15 protein-coding genes and 1 pseudogene are annotated in these 17,504 nt (G+C 47.0%); 13 read left to right on the top strand and 3 right to left on the bottom strand.

The features are described from left to right. Positions 1-13: 13 nt before the first annotated feature. The 5 genes from ispG to der all read left to right on the top strand — a co-directional run bounded on the left by ispG (position 14) and on the right by der (position 5,947). On the top strand, positions 14-1,129 hold the full coding sequence (ispG, locus tag DN599_RS04555) for a flavodoxin-dependent (E)-4-hydroxy-3-methylbut-2-enyl-diphosphate synthase (RefSeq protein WP_110456436.1): 1,116 nt from the start codon (positions 14-16) through the stop codon (positions 1,127-1,129). A 148-nt stretch (positions 1,130-1,277) separates the two neighbouring features. Continuing rightward, positions 1,278-2,549 carry a histidine--tRNA ligase gene (gene hisS, locus DN599_RS04550; protein WP_110456435.1) on the top strand — a complete coding sequence of 424 codons (1,272 nt, stop codon included), beginning with the start codon at positions 1,278-1,280 and terminating at the stop codon, positions 2,547-2,549. Between the two features lie 13 nt (positions 2,550-2,562). Next, a complete protein-coding gene (locus DN599_RS04545; protein WP_110456434.1) occupies positions 2,563-3,186 on the top strand; it encodes a tetratricopeptide repeat protein in 624 nt (207 codons plus the stop codon). An 11-nt stretch (positions 3,187-3,197) separates the two neighbouring features. Then, positions 3,198-4,385 carry an outer membrane protein assembly factor BamB gene (bamB, locus tag DN599_RS04540; RefSeq protein ID WP_110456790.1) on the top strand — a complete coding sequence of 396 codons (1,188 nt, stop codon included), beginning with the start codon at positions 3,198-3,200 and terminating at the stop codon, positions 4,383-4,385. Positions 4,386-4,477: 92 nt separating this feature from the next. After that, positions 4,478-5,947 (top strand): ribosome biogenesis GTPase Der, encoded by a 1,470-nt coding sequence (der, locus tag DN599_RS04535; protein ID WP_110456433.1) that lies wholly within the window; start codon positions 4,478-4,480, stop codon positions 5,945-5,947. A 467-nt stretch (positions 5,948-6,414) separates the two neighbouring features. Here der and cysM read toward each other — a convergent pair whose 3' ends face one another. Continuing rightward, positions 6,415-7,305, bottom strand: coding sequence for a cysteine synthase CysM (gene cysM / locus DN599_RS04530; RefSeq protein ID WP_110456432.1), 891 nt, complete (start codon positions 7,303-7,305; stop codon positions 6,415-6,417). Between the two features lie 208 nt (positions 7,306-7,513). On the opposite strand from cysM, the gene cysP reads away from it, so the two are divergent. The 4 genes from cysP to DN599_RS04510 all read left to right on the top strand — a co-directional run bounded on the left by cysP (position 7,514) and on the right by DN599_RS04510 (position 11,445). Next, a complete protein-coding gene (cysP, locus tag DN599_RS04525; protein WP_110456431.1) occupies positions 7,514-8,518 on the top strand; it encodes a thiosulfate ABC transporter substrate-binding protein CysP in 1,005 nt (334 codons plus the stop codon). A gap of 81 nt (positions 8,519-8,599) precedes the next feature. Next, complete coding sequence (gene cysT / locus DN599_RS04520) at positions 8,600-9,451, top strand: sulfate/thiosulfate ABC transporter permease CysT (protein ID WP_110456430.1); 852 nt, start codon at positions 8,600-8,602, stop codon at positions 9,449-9,451. 6 nt (positions 9,452-9,457) lie between these two features. Then, positions 9,458-10,318 (top strand): sulfate ABC transporter permease subunit CysW, encoded by an 861-nt coding sequence (cysW, locus tag DN599_RS04515; protein ID WP_110456429.1) that lies wholly within the window; start codon positions 9,458-9,460, stop codon positions 10,316-10,318. Continuing rightward, positions 10,315-11,445, top strand: coding sequence for a sulfate/molybdate ABC transporter ATP-binding protein (locus tag DN599_RS04510; protein WP_110456428.1), 1,131 nt, complete (start codon positions 10,315-10,317; stop codon positions 11,443-11,445). The genes cysW and DN599_RS04510 overlap by 4 nt, the downstream gene beginning before the upstream one ends. A gap of 382 nt (positions 11,446-11,827) precedes the next feature. On the opposite strand, the pseudogene DN599_RS18840 reads toward DN599_RS04510, so the two are convergent. Together DN599_RS18840 and xseA are read right to left on the bottom strand one after the other, a co-directional pair. Next, positions 11,828-12,041, bottom strand: a pseudogene (locus DN599_RS18840) (hypothetical protein); the annotation flags it as partial. Positions 12,042-12,115: 74 nt separating this feature from the next. Further along, entirely contained in the window at positions 12,116-13,444 is a 1,329-nt protein-coding gene (xseA, locus tag DN599_RS04505; protein ID WP_110456427.1) for an exodeoxyribonuclease VII large subunit, read from the bottom strand. A 119-nt stretch (positions 13,445-13,563) separates the two neighbouring features. On the opposite strand from xseA, the gene guaB reads away from it, so the two are divergent. From guaB to tadA, 4 genes are all read left to right on the top strand, one after another. Beyond that, a complete protein-coding gene (guaB, locus tag DN599_RS04500; protein ID WP_110456426.1) occupies positions 13,564-15,030 on the top strand; it encodes an IMP dehydrogenase in 1,467 nt (488 codons plus the stop codon). Between the two features lie 104 nt (positions 15,031-15,134). After that, positions 15,135-16,712, top strand: coding sequence for a glutamine-hydrolyzing GMP synthase (gene guaA, locus DN599_RS04495; RefSeq protein ID WP_110456425.1), 1,578 nt, complete (start codon positions 15,135-15,137; stop codon positions 16,710-16,712). 37 nt (positions 16,713-16,749) lie between these two features. Continuing rightward, a complete protein-coding gene (locus DN599_RS19050) occupies positions 16,750-16,884 on the top strand; it encodes a hypothetical protein (protein ID WP_259650880.1) in 135 nt (44 codons plus the stop codon). Positions 16,885-16,970: 86 nt separating this feature from the next. Continuing rightward, positions 16,971-17,498, top strand: a complete 528-nt coding sequence (tadA, locus tag DN599_RS04490) for a tRNA adenosine(34) deaminase TadA (protein ID WP_110456424.1) — start codon at positions 16,971-16,973, stop codon at positions 17,496-17,498. Positions 17,499-17,504 lie beyond the last annotated feature (6 nt).

Raw genomic sequence — 17,504 nt, 5'->3', positions numbered from 1 at the left:
AGAGTAAATTAAGATGTACAACGAGTCTCCAATCATTAGACGCCCATCGACACGTATTTATGTGGGTGATGTTCCTATCGGTGATGGCGCACCTATTGCTGTGCAATCGATGACCAATACTCGCACTACCGATGTTGACGCTACCGTGGCTCAAATTCGAGCCTTAGAAAAAGTCGGCGCCGATCTGGTGCGTGTTTCTGTGCCCACCATGGATGCCGCCGAAGCCTTCAAGTTGATTAAACAGCAGACCAATATTCCGCTTATTGCCGACATTCATTTTGATTATCGTATTGCCCTTAAAGTGGCTGAATACGGCGTTGACTGCCTGCGTATCAACCCTGGCAATATAGGTAATGAAGAGCGTATTCGCAGTGTGGTTGAATGTGCTAGAGACAAAAATATTCCTATTCGTATCGGTGTTAATGGCGGTTCATTAGAGAAAGATCTAATGGACAAATACAAAGAGCCCACACCCGAGGCGCTGCTTGAGTCAGCCATGCGGCATGTGGATATTCTCGATCGCCTCAACTTCGATCAGTTTAAAGTCAGTGTTAAGGCGTCCGATGTGTTTTTAGCCGTCGAGTCTTACCGTTTACTGGCTAAACAGATTAAACAACCACTGCACCTTGGCATCACCGAAGCAGGTGGCGCCCGCGCCGGCTCGGTAAAGTCTGCCGTTGGTTTAGGCATGTTACTGGCAGAAGGCATAGGCGATACCCTGCGTATTTCACTAGCCGCCGATCCAGTTGAAGAGATTAAAGTTGGCTTTGATATTTTAAAGTCACTGCGCATTCGCTCTCGTGGGATTAACTTTATCGCTTGTCCATCGTGTTCTCGCCAAGAGTTCGATGTGATTGCTACCGTTAACGCTCTCGAGCAACGCCTCGAAGATGTGGTTACCCCTATGGATGTGTCAATTATTGGATGCGTGGTCAATGGACCCGGTGAGGCGCTAGTCTCAGATATCGGTCTGACCGGTGGCCATCGTAAGAGTGGCTATTATACCGATGGTGTTCGTCAAAAAGAGCGTTTCGATAATGAACATATTGTCGATCAGCTCGAGGCGAAAATACGCGCTAAAGTGGCGGCAGTTAATGCCCGCATCCCGGCGAGCGATATCAGTAAGTAACCCCATTTTTTGGTGTCACAGTCGCGGTAATGTCCGCCACTGTGGCATAGCTCACTGGCGCTAGTCGCCAGTTTTGCGTTTATGCATGATGCGCCTATAATGCGAGGCGCTTTTTTATTTTTACAGCTAATTTCGGACGAGTTGAACAGTGGCCAAACAGATCCAAGCGATACGCGGAATGAACGACATTCTGCCAACCCAAAGCCCTTTATGGCAAAAACTAGAAGCAGTGTTACGCGATACCGTTGCTGCCTATGGATATAGCGAAATTCGAACGCCAATTGTTGAAAGTACCGATCTTTTTAAGCGCTCTATCGGCGAAGTAACTGATATTGTTGAAAAAGAGATGTATACCTTTGCCGACCGCAATGGTGATTACTTAACGTTGCGCCCAGAAGGCACTGCGTCAACAGTGCGTGCGGGTAACGAGCATGGTTTGCTGTATAACCAAGAGCAACGTTTATGGTACATGGGGCCCATGTTTCGTCATGAACGTCCACAAAAAGGACGTTATCGCCAATTCAACCAGTTTGGTGTCGAAGTCTACGGCATAGGTTCTGCCGATGTGGACGCCGAAGTGTTAATGATGTCGGCGCGTCTGTGGCAAAAACTGGGCATTAGCCAGCATGTAAAGCTTGAGCTTAACACCCTTGGCGATCCGGCTGAACGTGCGGTATATCGCGATGCACTTATTGCCTTTCTTGAGCAGTACAAAGAGCAACTGGACGAAGATAGCCAGCGCCGCATGTACACCAATCCACTACGGGTACTGGACACTAAAAACCCAGAGGTACAAGCCTTACTGGTTAATGCGCCAGAATTGATGGATTATCTAGGTGAAGAGACCAAAGCGCATTTTTCACATTTATGTGAACTACTTGACGCTGTTGGTATCCAATACACGATTAACCCTCGCTTAGTCCGTGGTTTAGATTATTATAATCGCACGGTATTTGAGTGGGTTACAGACAGTCTCGGCGCCCAAGGTACCGTACTTGCTGGTGGTCGTTATGATGGCCTTGTTGGCCAGTTAGGTGGCAAAGACACGCCTGCTGTCGGGTTTGCAATGGGGCTTGAGCGCATCGTATTGATGCTAGAAACCCTTGAGTTAACTGACGATGTACGTGGTCCAGTGGATGTGTATGTCACGGCGATGGGGGATAATTGCCGCGTTGAAGCCATTAAGATTGCGCAACAACTACGCGATATCCCGGGGCTTAAAGTGATGAGCCATTGTGGTGGCGGTAACTTTAAAAAACAGATGAAGCGCGCCGATAAAAGCGGAGCGACAGTGGCTATCTTGATTGGCGAGAATGAACTGGCGAATGAACAAGTGGCCGTCAAATATCTGCGTGAAGATAAAGAACAACAATTAGTTGCACGTGATGCGTTAGCAACTTACATTGCAGAACTCATTTAAGGGGAAGTTGAACGTGGAAATTTATAGCACAGAAGAACAACAAGTCGATGCTATCAAACAGTTTTGGAAAGATTACGGTAACTCTATCGTTATCGGTGCTGTTGTCGGTCTCGGTGGCCTCTATGGTTGGAACTACTATTCAGATTATCAAGTGGCACAGTCGCAAGCCGCCTCTGAAGTGTTTCAAACCGTCAGCGCCTCGGTTACCTCAGACACCAGCATGTTAGCCGCCGCAGAAAGTTTTGCTAAAGAGCATGCAGGACAAACAGGCTACCAAGCCTTGCTAGAACTTATTGTCGCTAAGGCGGCAGTTGAAGCCGGCGATTTAGATAAAGCCGAGCAGTCGCTAAAACAAGTCGTTGCGACTCAAGCTGACGAAGGCTTAGTGACGGTTGCGACTCTGCGTCTTGCCCGTGTGCAGGCCGAACAAGGTCAATTTGCCACGGCTATCGCGACACTAGAGCAAGTGTCAGCGCCCGCGTTCGCGGTACAACGCGACGAGCTAAAAGGTGACTTTTTAGTGCGTCAGGGTGAAGCCGATAAGGCAAAGAGTGCCTACCAGTCTGCCATAGATAATGGCGGCACGACCACTAGCCCAGCGCTTCAGATGAAGCTTGATAACCTGAACAAGGCATAAGGATGCTGCCCATGAAGTCTTGGTGCAAAACGTTACTCGCTTGCGGTCTGAGCATTAGCATGCTGACCGCTTGCTCTTCAAATGATGTCGAAGAGGAACCCGTTAGTCCACTGCCAGAGATCGAGGCTAGCGTATTCCCAGAAGTAAGCTGGAGTACCAATATCGGTAGTGGCGTGGGCGATTACTATTCTGATCTGCGTCCAGCGGTTCGTTACGGTAAGTTGTATGCGGTTGATCGTTATGGGCAAATTTCAGCCTTTGATGAAGCCACTGGTGAAACAGTATGGAGCGTCGATATCAGCGCCTCATTTCGAGATCGCCCATTAGCGAAAAATGATGGTGCCCGTTTAGCGGCTGGCGTTACTGCAGCCAGAAACAAAGTTTTTGTTGGCGGTGAAAGCGGTTTCTTTGCTGCCCTTGACGCCGAAACTGGTGAGATTGTTTGGGATGTGGTTGCAGGTGGTGAGTTATTATCAGCCCCCACCGTTGGTGAAGATGTGGTGGTGGTTAACACCAGTTCAGGCACCCTCGAGGCATATAATGTCGATGACGGTGAACTGCTGTGGGTGTACAAAAGCAAACTGCCCACATTAACCCTGCGCGGCACTGGCTCGGCCATCTATGAGGCCGGTGGTTTCTTTGTGGGAACCGCCGATGGTAAGATTGCCGTTGTCATTAAAAACAATGGTCAAGCTGCATGGGAGCAAGCCATTTATACCCCAAAAGGGGGCAATGAATTTACCCGTATGGCAGACGTTGACATGAAACCACTGATCAGTGGTGAAAACCTGTATGCCGTCAGTTTTAACGGTAATTTAGTCTCGATGGAGCTACGCAGTGGTCGTATCGTATGGAGTCGTAAATACTCCAGCTTTAATGAGCTGGACACCGCAGGGTTAAATCTTTATTTGGTCGATGATCATAGCCGTATTTATGCGGTCGATAAACGCAATGGGTTAGAAAACTGGAGCAACAGTGAGCTGACCAATCGTGATTTGACTTCGCCAGCGGTATACCAAGATTATATCGTCGTGGGTGATTATGAAGGTTACTTACACTTTATCGATCGTACCAGTGGTAAAATAGTCGGTCGTGTTGAAGTGGATAGTTCAGGTTTGTTTAGCCAGCCGCTAGTAATAGATGATAAAATCTATCTACAGACGCGTAATGGCAAGGTTGCTAGAATAACGCTTCCATAAGGCGAGCTTTACAGTTTATGAAGCCCCTGGACGTTAGTTCTGGGGGCTTTTTATTTTAGATGTTTAAAAATGTGTAGATTAGAGGCAAGAAAATGATTCCAGTTGTGGCCCTTGTTGGCCGACCAAACGTAGGTAAGTCGACTCTGTTCAATCGTCTTACGCGCACCAGAGATGCCTTGGTAGCTGACTACCCTGGACTGACTCGGGATCGTAAGTACGGCCGTGCTCATTTGTCAGGTTACGAGTTTATCGTGGTCGACACTGGTGGTATCGACGGCACCGAAGAGGGTATTGAAACCCGCATGGCTGAGCAGTCATTAGCGGCGATTGAAGAAGCCGATGTGGTCCTGTTTCTAACCGATGCACGCGCCGGTTTAACCGCTGCTGATCAGGTGATTGCAGAGCATTTACGTCGCCGCCAAAAAACCACTTTTGTGGTGGCCAATAAAGTCGATGGTATCGATGCAGACTCAGCCTGTGCTGAGTTTTGGGCGCTTGGCTTAGGCGAAGTGTACCAAATGGCTGCCTCACAGGGACGCGGTGTCACCAACATGATTGAGTACGCACTCGCTCCCTATGCAGAAGCGATGGGGCTAACCCGCGACACGGATGAAGAAGCGCCTGAAGATGAGCGTGAATACACCGAAGAAGAAGCGGAGGCCGAGCAAAAACGCCTGCAGGATTTACCCATTAAGCTAGCGATTATCGGTAAACCTAACGTCGGTAAGTCAACGCTAACCAACCGTATTTTGGGTGAAGAGCGCGTTGTGGTTTATGATGAGCCAGGCACCACGCGTGACAGTATCTATATTCCGTTAGAGCGCGACGGTCAAGAATATGTGATCATCGACACCGCAGGTGTGCGTCGTCGCAGTAAGGTGCATGAAACCGTCGAAAAGTTCTCAGTTATTAAAACCTTGAAAGCGGTTGAAGATGCCAACGTGGTATTACTGATTGTGGACGCCCGCGAAGGTATTGCCGAGCAAGACTTAGGGCTATTGGGTTTTGCGTTAAACGCAGGCCGAGCGCTGGTTATCGCGGTAAACAAGTGGGATGGTATCGACCAAGAAGTAAAAGATAGGGTTAAAAGCGAACTTGACCGTCGCCTTGGCTTTATCGATTTTGCTCGTATTCACTTTATCTCGGCGCTGCATGGCACAGGTGTTGGTCATCTATTTGAATCGGTACAAGAAGCTTATGAGAGTGCAACGCGCCGCGTCAGTACCTCAATGTTGACTCGTATCATGCAGATGGCGCAAGACGATCACCAGCCACCACTGGTTAACGGTCGTCGCGTTAAGCTTAAATATGCGCATGCTGGTGGTTACAACCCACCTATTGTGGTTATTCACGGTAACCAGGTGAAGAAGTTACCTGACTCATACAAACGCTTTATGATGAACTACTTCCGTCGTTCGCTTAAAGTGATGGGCACGCCAATTCAGGTGCGCTTCCAAGAGGGCGGTAACCCGTTTGAAGGTATGAACAGTAAGAAACTCACTGTTAGCCAAGAGCGTCGCCGTAAGCGTATGATGACGCATATTAAAGACAGTAAGAAGTAGTCTCATCACTTAGATTAACTTCACTTAAGGCCAGCGATTATCGCTGGCCTTTTTGTCGGTTGTTTTAACGTTAACCCTCATTAAAAGCAATGATTTGTAGCCCTCAAGCTGCTCGGATACTCTGTTAGTTTTTAGTCATAAGGTTTGCTAAAACCGCCAGAGTCGATTGCAGATATTGATCATAAACGCATGGGTGAGTCGTCATCAATTGTGCTGTTTGATGTGAGGTAGCAATTAACGATATAAAGTGAACGATACGAATTCTGCTTGGTTGTTTGCCGTATCTAATAGAATGGTGAAAGGCTGTGTTTGGCTACATTGAAAAGGTATAACAAATATTGATAGGCTAGGTGCAGCTTGGTTCTGCAAATGGTTCACGTAAGATATTCAGTGTCAGGTCTTGTATTTCCCTGTGCCAAAATACAAGACCCAGCACCATCAATTTGCCTCACTATGGGATGTGCTTCTTAAGAAAATAGCCCTGACGACAAATAGCGATCGCCTCTATCACAAACAATGGCAACGACAACTGCACCTGGATTATTTTTCGCAATCTCAATAGCGGCAAAAACAGCCCCTCCTGAGCTCACCCCTGCACTAATCCCTTCTTTTTGAGCCAATGCACGGGCGGTATTTTCTGCCGATTTTTGGTCAATATCCATGACTTCATCAATAGTTGAATCATCATAAATACCCGGCAAGTATTCTTTAGGCCAGCGGCGAATGCCCGGAATGGCGCTACCTTCTGATGGTTGTAGCCCAACAATACAAATGTCTGGGTTTTGAGTTTTAAGATAACGAGATACACCAACTATGGTCCCCGTTGTTCCCATGCTTGATACAAAATGGGTGATCTTGCCTAGACTTTGTTGCCAGATTTCAGGGCCGGTAGAGTGAAAATGTGCATCAGGATTATCTGAGTTATTAAATTGGTCCAGTACAATGCCTTTACCCTCGCGTTGCATTTGCAATGCTAAGTCTCGCGCACCTTCCATTCCTTGCTCTTTAGTGACGAGAATGAGCTCTGCGCCGTAGGCTTGCATTGAATCTTTACGTTCTTGGGTGGCGTTATCCGGCATGATCAAAATCATCTTATAGCCTTTGATCGCTGCCGCCATTGCCAATGCGATCCCCGTGTTGCCACTGGTGGCTTCAATAAGCGTATCACTTGGTTTAATCGTGCCTCTAATTTCAGCCTGAATAATCATATTAAGTGCAGGGCGATCTTTAACTGAACCAGCAGGGTTATTGCCCTCAAGCTTAACCAGTACTGTACTTTGGCTACCAGCAGTAAGCCGTTGCAGTCTGACTAAAGGCGTTTGGCCTACATAAGATTCAATAGTTGGAAATTCAGACACTTGTAACCCTCTGCACTGGTATATATTCAGTCATTATTATGTGTTTCGCAGCGACAGTAACACAAGGTTAATTCACAATAAGTATATAATGTATTGTTTGTTTTTATTCCAAACTGTTCTAGTTGTATCGTTTGATATAATCAAATGATACACATACTCTTGTGACAAAGCATGTCATCTAGGCAAGTGAATTAGGAGTATGAATATAATGAAACGATTGAAGTCAGCGTTTGCAGCCTTGTTAATTGCAGGTTCATTTAATGCATCAGCAGCTACAGAGCAAACTATTCTGAACTCTTCTTACGATATTGCTCGTGAACTGTTCGCAACCTATAACCCGATTTTTGCGAAGCATTGGCAAGAAAAGACAGGTAATAAAATTGAGATTAAACAATCTCACGGTGGCTCTTCTGCTCAAGCTCGTTCAATTCTACAAGGGTTGTCTGCAGACGTAGTCACGTTTAATCAAATTACCGACGTACAGGTATTGCACGATAAAGGCAAACTGATCCCAGCCGACTGGCAAAGCAAATTACCCAATGCGAGCTCGCCTTATTACTCAACCACTGCATTTTTGGTTCGTAAAGGTAACCCTAACAATATTCAGGACTGGGGGGATTTAGCGCGTGAAGGCGTGGCTTCAGTATTCCCTAACCCGAAAACATCAGGTAATGCTCGCTACACATATTTAGCGGCCCTCGGTTACGCACAGAAAACGTTCGGTAAGGATAATGAAGCCAAACAAGATGAGTTCCTAAAGCAGATGCTGGCTAATGTAGCCGTGTTTGATACCGGCGGCCGTGGTGCGACGACGTCATTTGTTGAACGTAAGATTGGTGATGTTTTAATCACGTTTGAGTCTGAAGTGAACAATATTCGTAAACAGTATGGCGAAGATAACTACGAAGTGGTTGTGCCGAAAACGTCTATTCTAGCTGAGTTTCCTGTCGCTGTTGTTGAGCGTAACGCAAAACGCAACGGTACGACAGAAGTGGCAACAGAGTACCTTTCTTACCTATACAGCGCCGAAGCTCAACGTATGTTGGCAGGCTTTAATTACCGCATCCATGATGAGAAAGTAAAAGCTGAGTTTGCAGATCGCTTCCCGCAAGTAGAGCTACTCACCGTTGAAGACATTGTTGGCGGCTGGGATAACGCGATGAAAACGCAATTTGCCAATGGCGCTAAGCTAGACCAATTGCAACGTCGTTAATCTGCTTTGTCTAAGATGTTGTTACTCCTTCGCTTTTATTTGGGGGTGACAACCCACTTTTGATTAGTTATTTGAGGGTTTATGAGCGGATCTCACGCAGTTTCTCGCCCAAAACATCAACGTGTACTTCCAGGTTTTGCCATCAGTTTGGGGGGTTCTCTGTTGTTCATCAGCTTGATCCTCCTACTGCCGGCAACGGGGCTTGTGATGCAAACCAAGGGAATGTCACTTAGCGAGTATTGGTACGTCATTTCTGACCCTCGCCTTGTCGCAAGTTATAAAGTCACCGTTGGCTCGGCATTTGCGGCCTCTTTGTTTAATGGTGTTTTCGGATTATTACTTGCTTGGATTTTGGTTCGGTACCAATTTCCCGGTAAGCGGATTTTAGACGCCTTGGTGGATTTGCCATTTGCGCTCCCCACTGCGGTTGCGGGTATTACGCTAGCAACGCTTTATTCGAGCACTGGTTGGCTTGGAAACCTATTAGAAAGTATCGGTATTAAAGTGGCTTACACGCCATTAGGCATTATCGTTGCCATGGCATTTACTAGCATTCCCTTCGTGGTTCGCACCGTTCAACCTGTATTAGAAGAAATCTCTCAAGAGGAAGAGGAAGCTGGGATGACGTTAGGCGCATCTGACTGGGCGGTATTCTGGCGAGTCATTATGCCTTCATTACGTCCGGCGTTATTGGTTGGAGTTGCCCTGTCATTTACCCGGAGCTTAGGCGAATTTGGCGCGGTTATTTTTATTGCCGGGAACATGCCTTATGTGAGTGAAATAACCTCATTAATGATATTTGTTCGCTTGCAGGAGTTTGATTTCCCAGCGGCAAGCGCAATTGCTTCTGTGGTTCTTTTAACCTCACTGTCTTTGCTTCTGATCATTAACTTATGGCAAGGCGCTTATTTACGCCGAATTCACGGTAAGTAAGGGGATATGATGTCGACACCGTCACGGGTTGGTGAGCAGCCGTTAGTCAAATGGAGCTTAATTTCAATAGCATTGTTTTTTGTCACGATTCTTTTGATTATTCCGCTATTAAGTATTTTTCAACAAGCTTTTGCGAGTGGGCTCGCCACTTATTTTGACAACTTGAGCGAACCCGATACCCTGCATGCGATCGGGCTCACTCTTATCGTGGCATTGCTGACAGTACCGGTTAATCTAGTTTTCGGGGTAATGCTTGCGTGGGCTGTGACTCGGTTTGAGTTTATTGGCCGTAAATTTTTGATCACGTTAATTGATATCCCCTTTGCTGTATCACCTGTTGTTGCTGGCCTTTTGTATCTGCTGTTGTATGGAAGCAATGGCTGGATAGGGGAGTGGTTATATGAACATGATCTACAAGTCATGTTTGCTTGGCCTGGTATCGTGTTAGTGACGGTATTTGTGACCTGTCCGTTTGTGGCGAGAGAACTTATTCCACTCATGCAGCAGCAAGGTCGCTCTGATGAAGAAGCCGCCGTTATTCTTGGCGCTTCATGGTGGCAACTGTTTCGCCGCGTAACCCTGCCAAATATCAAATGGGCTTTGATTTACGGCGTCATTTTAACTAATGCTCGAGCTGTGGGTGAATTTGGCGCCGTTGCCGTAGTGTCTGGAAATATCCGAGGTGAAACCAATACCTTACCCTTACATGTTCAGTTGTTGTATGAGGATTATCAATCTGAAGCAGCCTTTGCTAGCGCATCATTATTGGCGTTTATCGCCTTATTAACCCTGATTTTGAAAGCCTTTGTTGAATGGCGACAAGAACGAAATCATATCAATGAACAAGATCAACAAGGTGAATTATGAGTATCCGTTTAGATAATATTTCCAAGCAATTTGGTAAATTTGAAGCGCTTTCACCGCTCTCTTTAGATATCAACAATGGTGAAATGATAGGTCTTCTAGGCCCTTCAGGCTCAGGTAAAACCACGCTATTACGTATTATCGCTGGATTAGAGAATGCCAATACGGGGACCATTCACTTCGGTGATCATGACGTGACTAATGTTCATGTGCGCGAACGTCGTGTGGGATTTGTATTTCAAAACTATGCATTATTCCGTCATATGACGGTGGCAGATAATGTCGCGTTTGGTTTGCAAGTGATGGAGCGTGCATTGCGTCCCAGCCCCGCTGAAATGAGTAAACGTGTTAAACAATTATTAGAGATCGTACAACTTGGTCATCTTGCGGCACGTTATCCAGAGCAGCTTTCAGGTGGTCAAAAGCAACGTATCGCGTTAGCTCGTGCTTTGGCAACTAAACCAGAAGTATTATTGCTCGATGAGCCATTTGGCGCATTGGATGCTAAAGTGCGTAAAGATTTGCGCCGTTGGCTGCGTAATCTACATGATGAATTAGGCTTTACCAGCGTATTTGTGACTCACGATCAGGATGAAGCATTAGAGCTTTCTGATCGCGTGGTTGTAATGAGTAACGGAAAAATAGAGCAGGTGGATTCTCCTGTAGAGCTTTATGCCCACCCTAATAGCCGCTTTGTGTTTGATTTTTTTGGTAACGTTAATCAATTTAAGGCTAATTGGAATAATAAACACTGGCAAAATGGCAACGCCTTTATTCTGCCTCCGGTGGCTGAAACGACTCAAAAAAATGGTTATCTCTATGTGCGTAGCCATGAATTGAGTTTATCGAAAAAAGCCAATAGCCAAGCCTCGCTGCCTTGTAAGGTGGTGGCGATTAATCCTGTGGGCGCTGAAGTTCGGGTGGAGTTATCACCTATTGGCTGGGATACAACCGAATTATGGGAAGCGAAATTGACTCATCAAGTTTTAAATGAGCAATCATTTAGCCGTGGCGATGAGGTTTATGCAACGCCCCAAGTTGGGTATTTTTTTGCCGATGGTGTGAGGGGAGAGCCTATTATTTTACGCTGGCCATTTCTTGCTCCAGGCCACTTGATGTTCGATATTTAGGTTTTACTATCGATAAGAAAAACCCCTTATTTTATAAAAGCATATAGCGTATCCGTCCCGCGGGGAGTGAATTAAGCCCGCATTAAAATGGTAGCGATTACTTAGGTACGTTGCCATTTTTTAAGTGAAATTTGCCTCACTCCTCGTTATGACAGGAATTTTTCATAATAAATTCGGTATCACTTGGCAAGTTAACAATGGAGTTAATGTCTCGTACAGTATGCAGATACCGTTATAATGTAATTTGATGCATGTTAAGCGGCTTTGCGTGAAAGCGATAATGCATCCCTAGATGCTACCGACCTGACAGGCTGGTAAGTGCAAATCTTCACTTACCTTTTTAGTCTTTCTCTATGGGCAATGGGGTGTTTTCTCGATTTCATCGATGTAGTTCATCACGCTCAGGCCTTCTTAGGTGACACCTTGTTGCAAGGCTTAGTGTTTTTCTTGTCTCTTTTAAAACAGACTTGTGCCAACTTCAAGTGACTTTGCCGCATCAGCAATGCTATAACCTTGCTCTGGTACCATCAAGACGGCTTCACCTGTAAATGTCTGAAATAACTCTTATGTGTTATTTCAGACTCATATCGACCCATCAAAATACCTGTAAGACATACCGCAAGCCATTGCACAGGTTAAAGGTGAACGTGAAGGTCAGTGATATCGTCAACTACACCACAGTCGAGTGTACTTCACCATCAATAAGCTTAGTGGTTAGCCTATCGCCAGCATTCACATCGGCCACCTTGTGCACCACGCCTCCTTTTGCATCAAGGGTAATACTGTAGCCGCGGCTTAACGTGGCCAGTGGGCTGACGGTCTCAAGCTGATGGGCGGCATAGGCGAGGGCTTTATTGGCATCACTAAGCTGAGTGCGCAGTGCTTTATTGAGCTTTTGATTGAGATAATTCAAGCGGCTCTGCTCTAGTTGTAAGCGGTTGTGGGGCGACTGCTGAGCCAAACGGTGGGCCAACCCTTGGCTGTGCATTGTGAAGCTTGTGAGCCTAGCATTGATGGCAGACTCGAGCCTTAGCTGCATCTCATCGAAACGTTGTTCATACTGCTGCAAGCGCCGCTTAGGATCTTGGCGATGTAACTTGTGTTCTAACTGGTTAAAGCGTTGCTGCTGGGTTAAGCGGTAATGTTGCCAGCCTTGGCGCAGACGATTCATGGCGACGTTGAGTTTGTCGCTTTTACTTATGGCATCATTTGACAGTAACTCTGCGGCCGCAGAGGGGGTCGGTGCTCGTAGGTCGGCAACAAAGTCGCTAATGGTGGTGTCCACCTCATGACCCACGGCGGAGACGATGGGCAGGGCACTATTGTAGATGGTATGAGCTAAGGCTTCGCTGTTAAAACACCAGAGATCTTCTAATGAGCCACCGCCGCGAGTCAGCAGTAGGACATCAACTTCATTATGATCGTTGGCCTGCATAATGGCATGGCACAGTGACTTATCGGCGTGTTCACCTTGTACGGCACTGGGATAGATGATCACCTCAATGGACGGATCGCGGCGCTTTAACACATGCAGCACATCCCTTATGGCGGCGCCTGTCGGTGAGGTGATAACCCCAATGCGCTGAATGTAGCTGGGGAGGGGGCGCTTGGTGTCCAGGGCAAATAGTCCTTCGCCAGCCAGTTTCATTTTTAATGCTTCATACTGCTGGGCTAATAAGCCATCGCCGGCAGGAAGCATAGAGTCAATAATAAGTTGGTAGTCGCCTCTAGGCTCGTAAACGCTAATGGCGCCTTTGACCAGCACTTGTTGGCCATTGGCTGGGCGAAAGGTGACGCTGCGGTTTTTACCCTTGAACATCGCCGAGCGGATCTGCGCCTGATTGTCTTTTAAGGTTAAATACCAATGGCCTGAGCTGGGGGCTGAAAAGTTAGATATTTCGGCTTCGAGCCATATCTTGCCTAGTTCACCTTCGAGGAGTTGCCGCACTTCACCGTTGAGGCGTGAAACTGTGTAAACATTATTTTTCGGCATTTTCATGGGCATTTTCATTCTAAAGCGACTTTTTTGCTATTTTCCATTTACCAAGGTCAATATGCAAGGTATAATCTCGCCGCAATATTTTACCTCTTATTTAACCCACGTGGGGAGATGTTGCCATGCTACGATTGAAAAAAGAAGCGCTAACCTTTGATGATGTTCTACTGGTGCCAGCGCACTCTACTGTACTCCCTAATACAGCTATTCTAAAAACTCGCTTAACTCAAAAAATTGAACTTAATGTGCCGATAGTCTCTGCAGCCATGGATACCGTGACTGAAGCGCGTCTTGCGATTGCGATGGCACAGGAAGGTGGTTTGGGCTTTATTCATAAAAATATGAGTATCGAACAGCAAGCCGAGCAAGTTCGTCAAGTTAAGATTTATGAGGCCGGTATTGTTCAGCAACCTGTGACGGTTACGCCAACAACGACACTTGAGCAGCTTAAAGTGTTAACCGAAAAGAATGGCTTTGCGGGTTACCCTGTGGTGAATGATGCGCACGAGTTAGTGGGTATTATCACCGGCCGTGACGTTCGTTTTATCACAGACTGGAGCCGCACCGTTGATAAGGTGATGACTCCTAAAGAACGCTTAGTGACAGTTCCTGAAGGCACTAAGCTCGATGAAGTGCAAAAACTGATGCATGCTCACCGTGTTGAGAAAGTGTTAGTGGTCGACAGTGAATTTAGACTGAAAGGCCTGATCACGGTTAAAGACTTCCAAAAAGCCGAGCGTAAACCCAATGCCTGTAAGGATGAGTTTGGTCGTTTACGTGTGGGCGCAGCGGTAGGTGCAGGCCCTGGTAATGAAGAGCGTGTCGATGCGCTGGTTAAAGCCGGTATCGATGTACTCTTGATTGACTCGTCTCATGGTCATTCAGAAGGGGTTTTACAACGTATTCGTGATACCCGAGCCAAATACCCAGAGCTGCAGATTGTTGGTGGCAATGTGGCGACAGCCGAAGGTGCATTGGCCTTGGTTGATGCTGGTGTTAACGCCGTTAAAGTCGGTATTGGTCCAGGCTCTATCTGCACCACACGTATCGTCACTGGCGTGGGTGTGCCGCAAATTACCGCCGTATCTGATGCTGCCGCTGCCGTTAAGCATTTAGATATTCCTGTGATCGCCGATGGTGGTATTCGTTTCTCTGGCGACTTAGCCAAAGCCTTAGCCGCTGGCGCATCATGCATCATGGCCGGCTCTATGTTTGCCGGTACCGAAGAAGCGCCGGGTGAAACCGAACTTTATAATGGCCGTGCGTACAAGTCATATCGTGGAATGGGCTCTCTTGGCGCCATGACACAAGGTTCATCAGACCGTTATTTCCAAAGCGACAACGCCGCTGATAAGCTGGTACCCGAGGGAATTGAAGGTCGCGTACCTTACAAAGGTAAGCTGAAAGAGATCATCCATCAACACATGGGTGGCTTGCGTTCATGCATGGGCCTCACCGGTTGTCCAACCATTAAAGAGCTCAGCGAAAAAGCCGAATTTGTTAAAGTGACTTCAGCAGGTATGGGCGAGTCCCATGTGCACGATGTGACCATCAGCAAAGAAGCGCCTAACTACCGTAGTGGTTCATAAAAAATGCATTCAGGCAGGGCATCAATATGCTCTGCCGGTGGTTCATTTGATCTGCCGAGATGTTTTTCGGCCAAGCGATAAATTTAAAAGATATAAGGTAAACCATGAGCAATATTCATGATCATAAGATCCTCATTTTAGATTTTGGATCTCAGTACACTCAATTGATTGCCCGCCGTATTCGTGAGATCGGTGTTTATTGTGAACTTTGGGCTTGGGATGTGTCTGAGGCACAAATCAAAGAGTTTGCCCCTAACGGTATTATCCTGGCGGGTGGCCCAGAAAGTGTCACCGAAGCTAACTCACCACGAGCGCCTGAATATGTGTTTAATGCTGGCGTGCCGGTATTAGGCATTTGCTATGGTATGCAAACCATGTCTGAGCAGCTGGGTGGTAAAGTGATTAAAGGCATAGGCGAAGGTGAATTTGGTTATGCCCAAATCGAGGTACAAAACCCATCTAACCTCTTTAAGAGCATCGAAGATGCGGTGAGCGATACTGGTAAGGCTCTGCTGGATGTTTGGATGAGTCATGGTGACAAAGTATCTGAAATCCCAGAGGGTTTTGTCACAGTCGCTAAAACCGATACCTGTCCATTTGCTGCCATGGCGAATGAGGACAAGCAATTTTATGGAGTGCAGTTCCACCCTGAAGTGACGCACACTCGCCAAGGTAAGCGCATGCTAGAGCATTTCGCACTGGAGATTTGTCAGTGTGAAGCCAACTGGAAACCGTCATCAATTATTGAAGACGCGGTTGAGCGCTTAAAGCAGCAGATTGGCGACGATGAAGTGATCTTAGGTCTCTCTGGTGGTGTTGACTCGTCTGTTGTGGCGATGTTGCTGCACCGCGCAATTGGCAAAAAGTTGACCTGTGTATTTGTGGATAACGGCCTGTTGCGTTTGAACGAAGCTGAACAGGTACTCGAGATGTTTGGCGACCACTTCGGGCTCAATATCGTGCATGTCGATGCTGAAAACCGCTTCCTTGACGCCCTTGCCAGCGAAGCTGAGCCAGAAGCTAAGCGTAAAATTATCGGTAAAGTGTTTGTCGATATTTTCGATGAAGAGTCGAAAAAATGCTCTAACGCTAAGTGGTTAGCACAAGGCACCATCTATCCTGATGTGATTGAATCAGCCGGTAGTGCAACCGGTAAGGCACATGTGATTAAGTCGCACCATAACGTTGGCGGTTTGCCTGATGATATGGAGCTAGGCTTAGTTGAACCGCTACGTGAGCTGTTTAAAGATGAAGTACGTAAGATTGGTCTCGAATTAGGCCTACCTTACAACATGTTGTATCGTCATCCGTTCCCAGGCCCAGGTCTTGGTGTACGTGTACTGGGCGAAGTGAAAAAAGAGTACTGTGACCTGTTGCGCCGCGCCGATGCGATTTTCATCGAAGAGTTGCATAAAGCCGACCTATACAACAAAGTCAGCCAAGCCTTTACCGTATTCTTACCGGTACGTTCTGTGGGCGTTATGGGTGATGGCCGTAAATATGATTGGGTGGTATCGCTACGTGCGGTTGAGACTATCGACTTTATGACAGCACATTGGGCGCACCTACCTTATGATTTCTTAGGTCGCGTATCAAACCGCATTATCAACGAAATCGACGGTATTTCTCGTGTGGTTTATGATATTTCTGGTAAGCCACCTGCGACGATTGAGTGGGAATAATCTCCTAGCACTCAACTAAACAGAGGGGCATAGCAATATGCCCCTTTTTTTATGGGCGCCGTGTGGTCAATCTGTATCGGCGTGGTTAGCGGTCGCCGATGCTCACCTCGTTGATTATCTAGCGTATCGATTAGGAATTTATGTCAATGTGATGGCGATTAACGTGAGTTAATTGGCTTGCAGATAATAAGCTGCAACCATCATGTGTCACTTTGGGATAAACTATTGGCATTGGGCTGTGTTTGGGGAGAACGTCACTTGTCTCAGATAGTGAAAAACGAGCAACAAGAGCAAGATATTCAGTTTATGCGCCATGCGCTGGCGTTAGCCGCAAAGGCCGAAGCGGCGGGGGAGGTGCCAGTGGGGGCGCTGTTGGTGAAAGAGGGCAAGATCCTTGCAGAAGGGTTTAATCTTAATATCGGTCAGCATGATGCCAGCGCCCATGCAGAAATGCTGTGCATTCGCGCTGCGGGTCAGGTGATTGAAAATTACCGTTTGCTCGATACTACTTTGTATGTGACGTTAGAGCCTTGTGCCATGTGCGCCGCGGCGATGGTGCATGCCAGGGTGTCGCGTGTGGTATTTGGCGCGGCCGATCCTAAAACTGGGGCAGCGGGTAGCGTGTTGGATTTACTGCGTTTTAGTGCGTTTAATCATCAGTTGGAGGTCACCTCTGGGGTGTTAGCCGATGAATGCGCGACCCAGTTGAGTGCTTTTTTTCGTCGTCGCAGACAAGAGAAGAAGGCGATAAAGCAGGCTGTAAAACAACAAGGGCTTACTGAGTAAGCCCTT

Origin of the sequence: Shewanella algidipiscicola, assembly GCF_900380485.1 — a bacterium.
GTDB lineage: Bacteria > Pseudomonadota > Gammaproteobacteria > Enterobacterales > Shewanellaceae > Shewanella > Shewanella algidipiscicola.
The sequence above is the reverse complement of the archived record's forward strand: the minus strand, read 5'-3'. Positions and strand labels throughout refer to the sequence as shown.